The 5,355-nt window shown below is 65.7% G+C and carries 5 protein-coding genes; 3 read left to right on the top strand and 2 right to left on the bottom strand.

Going from position 1 to position 5,355, the window contains the following annotated elements; genetic code table 11:
• The coding region (locus VW23_RS21820) for an elongation factor G (protein WP_069911606.1) at nt 1-1,858 on the top strand (1,858 nt) is incomplete at its 5' end.
• Between the two features lie 139 nt (nt 1,859-1,997).
• Nucleotides 1,998-2,453 (top strand): SH3 domain-containing protein, encoded by a 456-nt coding sequence (locus VW23_RS21815; protein ID WP_069911605.1) that lies wholly within the window; start codon nt 1,998-2,000, stop codon nt 2,451-2,453.
• Here the strand turns inward: VW23_RS21815 and VW23_RS21810 are convergent.
• A complete protein-coding gene (locus tag VW23_RS21810) occupies nt 2,450-3,103 on the bottom strand; it encodes a phosphoribosyltransferase (RefSeq protein ID WP_069911604.1) in 654 nt (217 codons plus the stop codon). The genes VW23_RS21815 and VW23_RS21810 overlap by 4 nt on opposite strands.
• Before the next feature lie 125 nt (nt 3,104-3,228).
• Nucleotides 3,229-3,945: an aquaporin Z gene (aqpZ, locus tag VW23_RS21805; RefSeq protein ID WP_069911603.1), complete on the bottom strand. Its 717-nt coding sequence runs from the start codon at nt 3,943-3,945 to the stop codon at nt 3,229-3,231.
• A 612-nt stretch (nt 3,946-4,557) separates the two neighbouring features.
• Here aqpZ and VW23_RS21800 point away from each other — a divergent pair.
• Nucleotides 4,558-5,079 carry a response regulator transcription factor gene (locus VW23_RS21800; RefSeq protein WP_069911602.1) on the top strand — a complete coding sequence of 174 codons (522 nt, stop codon included), beginning with the start codon at nt 4,558-4,560 and terminating at the stop codon, nt 5,077-5,079.
• Nucleotides 5,080-5,355 lie beyond the last annotated feature (276 nt).

The following is a 5,355-nucleotide window of genomic DNA, read 5'->3' as shown; positions in this document are numbered from 1 at the left end:
CCTCGGAATCGTCGATGGCGCCAATACCCAGACCGATACCCTGGCGCTGGAGCGCCAGCGCGGCATCACCATCAAGGCTGCCGTGGTGTCGTTCGTCGCCCATGACACGACGATCAACCTGATCGACACCCCCGGCCACCCCGATTTCATCGCCGAGGTGGAGCGGGTGCTGAACGTGCTCGATGGCGCCGTGCTGGTGGTCTCGGCAGTCGAAGGCGTGCAGGGCCAGACCCGCGTACTGATGCGGGCGCTGCAGCGGCTCAGGATCCCCACGCTGATCTTCATCAACAAGCTCGACCGGACCGGCGCCGATCCGGACCGGGTGCTGGCGGCGATCGCCCGGCGCCTGACGCCGGATATCGTGCCGATGGGCAGGGGGCAGGGGCTCGGCAGCGCTGCTGCAGCGTTCGTCCCGTTCGGACCTGACGACGGGGCTTTCCGCGACAGCCTCGCCGAACATCTCGCCGAGCACGACGAGGCGGTGCTGGCCGCCTATGTCGACAACCAGCGCCTCTCCTACGACCGGCTGCGCGGTGCGCTGGCGCAGCAGAGCCGTGGCGGCCGGCTGCATCCAGTGTTCATGGGTTCGGCCATCTCGGGGGCGGGCGTGGAAACGCTGCTGTCAGGCATCGCCGAGCTGCTGCCGGCGCCGCATGCCGATCTCGATGCGCCGCCCTCCGGCGCCGTGTTCAAGGTCGATCGTGGTCCGGCCGGCGAAAAGCTCGCCTATGTCAGGATGTTCGCCGGCACGCTGCATAACCGCCAGCGCCTGCAACTGCGCGGCGACGATGCCAAGGTCACCGGCGTCGAGGTGTTCGAGCGCGGCGCCGTGGTGCGGCGCGATCGGGTGGTGGCCGGCGAGATCGCCCGGCTGCGCGGCCTCGATGTGCGGATCGGCGACAGCATCGGCGTCGCGCCGCGCCCGGCAGCGCAGCATTTCGCCCCGCCGACGCTCGAAACGCTGGTGGAGGCCGGCGACCGCCGCGCCCTGTGGACGGCGCTCGGGCAACTGGCCGAACAGGATCCGCTGATTAACCTCCGCAAGGACGATATCCAAGAGGAGATCTTCGTCTCGCTCTATGGCGAGGTGCAGAAGGAGGTGATCGAGGCGACGCTGCTGGCCGACTACGGGCTTAGGGTGGCGTTCCGTGAAACCACCATGATCTGCGTCGAGCGCCCGCTTGGCAGCGGTGCGGCGGTCGAGTTGATCTTCAAGCCGCCCAACCCGTTCCTCGCCACGGTCGGCATCCGCGTCGAGCCGGGCCCGGTCGGCTCGGGCCTCGATATCAGGCTCGAGGCGATGTTCGGCGCCATGCCGGTGGCGTTCTATGAAGCCATAGAGTCCTCGATCGGCGAGACGCTGCGGCAGGGGCTGATGGGCTGGCAGGTGACCGACGCGATTGTCAGCGTCACCGACGCGGCCCACAAGGCGCCGATGAGCGCCGCCGGCGATTTCCGCAACCTGACGCCACTGGTGCTGATGGAGGCGCTACGGCTTGCCGGCACGGCGGTGTGCGAGCCGATCCACCACTTCGAAATCGATGTGCCGTCCGAGGCGCTGGCTCCCGCGCTCTCGGTGCTGGCGCGGCTCGAGGCACTGCCCGGCCAGCCGGTGCTGGAGGGCGCAAGCTACGTGGTTGAAGGCGAGATTGCCGCCGCCCGGGTGCATGAGCTGCAGCAGCTGCTGCCCGGGCTGACCCATGGCGAAGGCGCCCTCGAAACCAGCTTCGCCGGCTACCGCGCCGTGGCCGGGCCACCGCCCAGCCGGCGGCGCTCCGACAACAACCCGCTGAACCGTAAGGAGTATTTGCTGCACGTGCTGCGGCGCGTGCCCTCAAGCATTGGAGAGGGCACCTGATCGGCCATCACCACGATGATCGCGGGCCTTTCTGGTAAATTGGCGCGCTGACCTTCACCCCTGCGAGGTCGGTTCTGCGTTAGGCAACACCGACCTCGCCAACGCCTCCGACTGGGCCCGGGGCTCTACGGAGCCGACCATGGCTCGGTCCATCCTGTCCTTCGTCCTGTTCGCCACGACCCTCCTGTCTGCCGGGTTCATCATCACCGCCGGCGCCGTCTTTACCGTCGAGCGGCTGGCCGATGCCGTTTCCGCGGCGCCGGTGAAATCGGCCATCCGCCCGAGCTACGTCGCTGCCTTGCCACCGGCCAAAGCCATCGCCCTCGATATCGCCCGGTTCGTGCCGGTGACGCCGGCAGCCCCGGCCACGCCCGAGATGACGGCACCGGCGGCGGCCAGCTTCACCCACGAGGTGGTGGTCGATGCGCTATGGGTGCGCGCCAAGCCATCGAAGCGCAGCGCCAAACTTGTCGCGCTGGCTCGCGGAGCCCGGCTCTCTGTCGATGACACAGAGGGCAACTGGGCCGCCGTCACCGGCCCCAATGGTGGCAAGGGCTGGGTCTATGCCGACTATCTGCGGCCCCTGCAGCACTAGCCCAGCAGTTCGATCACCTGTTCGTCGCCGAGCTGGCCGAAATGCCGATAGTGGAGGCTCACCGCGAGGAATGGCTCGGGCGTCTTGAGGCAGACCAGCATGTCCGCCTCCTGCGCCAGTTGTTCGATCACGTCGGGCGGCGCCACCGGCACGGCGAGGATGATCCGGGCCGCGCCATCGAAGCGCAGCGCCCGGATGGCTGCCCGGGCGGTATTGCCGGTGGCGACGCCGTCATCCACCACCACGCAGGTGCGTCCGGCGACCGGGATCGGCGGCCGTCCGCCGCGCCATAACAGCCGTCGCCGTTCGATCTCGGCGAGCTGCCGCTCCTGTTCGGCCTCGAGGTAGGTTTGCGATGCCTCGGCTAGCCCGAGCACCGCCTGGCTCACCACCAGTTGCGGATGCGCCCCTTCGGCCACCGCGCCGATGCCATATTCTTCATGCCCCGGCGCCCCGATCTTGCGCACCAGCAGCAGATCGAACTCGGCGCCAAGCGCCGTCGCCACCTCACGCCCCACCGGCACCCCGCCGCGCGGCAGCGCCAGGATCAGCGGATTGTCGAGATGGAGGGTCGCAAGTTCGTTGGCCAGCGCCCGGCCGGCCTCGTGTCGATCGGTGAAACTGGGTTCGATGCCATGCTGGGTGAACATGCCGCCACATCCGGATGAGGACTGCGATCGGGATGAACGCTCAGCGGCTGCATTGGTTTCTCGCGGCAAGCACAAAGAAGAAGGGCCGGTCTCCCGGCCCTCTATTGTTGTATCAAGACTTGGTCTTATTCGACCTGGCCGATATTGGCGGGGGTTTCGCCCGGCGACAGCAGGTATTTCCAGATCGCGGCGCCAATGGCGGCGCCGATCAGCGGCGCCACGATGAACAGCCAGACCTGGCCGAGCGCGCCGTTCTGCGCGAAGATCGCTGCGGCGATCGAGCGGGCCGGGTTGACCGAAGTGTTCGACACCGGGATCGAGATCAGGTGGATCAGCGTCAGGCTGAGCCCGATGGCGATCGGTGCAAAGCCGGCCGGTACCGCCTTGGCGGTCGAGCCGAGGATGACGATCTGGAAGAACGCCGTCAGCACCACTTCGGCGACCAGCACTGCGGTGAGCCCGTAGCCGCCCGGCGATAGCAAGTCGTAGCCGTTCGAGGCAAAGCCTGCTGGAACAAAACCGGCAGTGCCGGAGGCGATGATGAACAGCACCGCCGCGCCGGCGATGCCGCCGATCAGCTGCGCCACCCAGTAGGGCACCAGGTCCTTGTAGGCAAAGCGGCCGGCGATCGCGAGGCCGAGCGACACCGCAGGGTTGAAGTGTCCGCCCGAAATCCCGCCCACCGCATAGGCCATGGTGAGCACTGTCAGGCCGAATGCCAGCGATACGCCGAGATAGCCGATGCCGACCTCCGGGATGCCCGCCGCAAGAACAGCGCTGCCGCAACCGCCGAATACAAGCCAGAATGTGCCGAATGCTTCGGCCGATAGTCTTCTGAACATAACCATACCCTCTCAGGAGTCGTTCCCACGCTTCACTGTTAGGCGCAGTTCCAGCGCCGGTGAATCGCCGCACCCGGGTTTTGCACCACTGTTGTGCTTGCTGCGGGCGAAAAGCCTAGCTTGTGCAAGCATCTGCGGGTCGGGCCGGGCTAAGCTTCGGCGCCGAAAACGTTTGCGCCAACTTTAGCTGCGCTACAAATGCGGAGGGCAGAATTCAGCTTTTCCGACACTCCTCAGTGGTTTTTCCTATTTAGCTCAAAATAGAACCAATCGATGACTATCGTTATCACCGTAGATGGTACGCAAATTACACTGCTGGACTAGGTAACGACCCGGTTACTGTGCATTGTCAGGCTCCTGTCAGTCGTGCTCTAATACTTATGTGGACGCGATTCGAAGGTACGGGGATGAGCCCCGTTACCTACTGGTGCCGGTACGGACTGGCAACAGCTTTGACCTGCAACCCCAGGTGGCAAAGTGGACAGACTTGCGGACTCGATACCTTATCGGCCCTATCTCAATAGAGACCGGCTGATTTATTTGACGCATCCGGAAGCAAGGATATCCAAGGGACTGTGCGACGAGTTTATCGCGCAGGGCTTTCAGGTTTCCATGGTTCCCGATGTGCTGGCTCTGACCAGGCTCATGGCGCTCAGGCGGCCTGACCTCGTACTGATGCCGCTCTGCGGTGAGGAACGCGACATGGCCGACGCGCTCGAAGCGCTCAACGCCATCCGCGGTCAGCACCTGGGCATCCACACCTTCCTCCTGGCCCCTCCCGATGTCCGTGCCGAAATGGTGGTAGCTGCCATGAAGCACGGCGCGACCTCGGTGTTTTCCCCGCCTTATGCACCTGTGGAGCTGGCGGTTGCCGCGCAGGAGATCTTCCGCGGCGACATCCATGTCGAACAGGGCAAGGATGGCCCGTCGACCGTCACGGTGAAGGGTTTTGGCACGCTCACCTATCGCGAGCGGCAGATCCTGCAATATGTCGTCGATGGCCGCACCAACAAGGAGATCGCCGTCGATCTCGGCCTCTCCTACCGCACGGTCGAGGTGCATCGCCGGCACATCATGGAAAAGATCGGCGCACGCAACACCGCCGAACTCGTCCGGCTCGCTATCGAGAGCTGACGGACAAGAACTGGGCATCGTCGCTTCAGCGAAACTGAAGCTGCCCAAGCAAAAGGCTCCCCGCAGGACGCGAGGAGCGCCAGCAGCGCCGCCCCCGCGCTGCCCGGCTCCACCGGGTCATTGCCTGCCTCGAAGCAGCACCTTTCGTTCGCGATGGCTCCCGAACGGACGTGAGGCTTTTGCAGCAATGACGCCGGTGGTTCCGCTTTCTGGTGTACGAACTGTCCGCTAACCCGGCCGAGAGCTCCCCTCCCCCTTGAGGGGAGGGGGTGGCGG

This window comes from Devosia insulae DS-56, from assembly GCF_000970465.2.
In the GTDB taxonomy this organism is placed as follows: domain Bacteria; phylum Pseudomonadota; class Alphaproteobacteria; order Rhizobiales; family Devosiaceae; genus Devosia_A; species Devosia_A insulae.
Note: the sequence above shows the minus strand (reverse complement) of the source record. Positions and strands in the feature narration are given on the sequence as shown.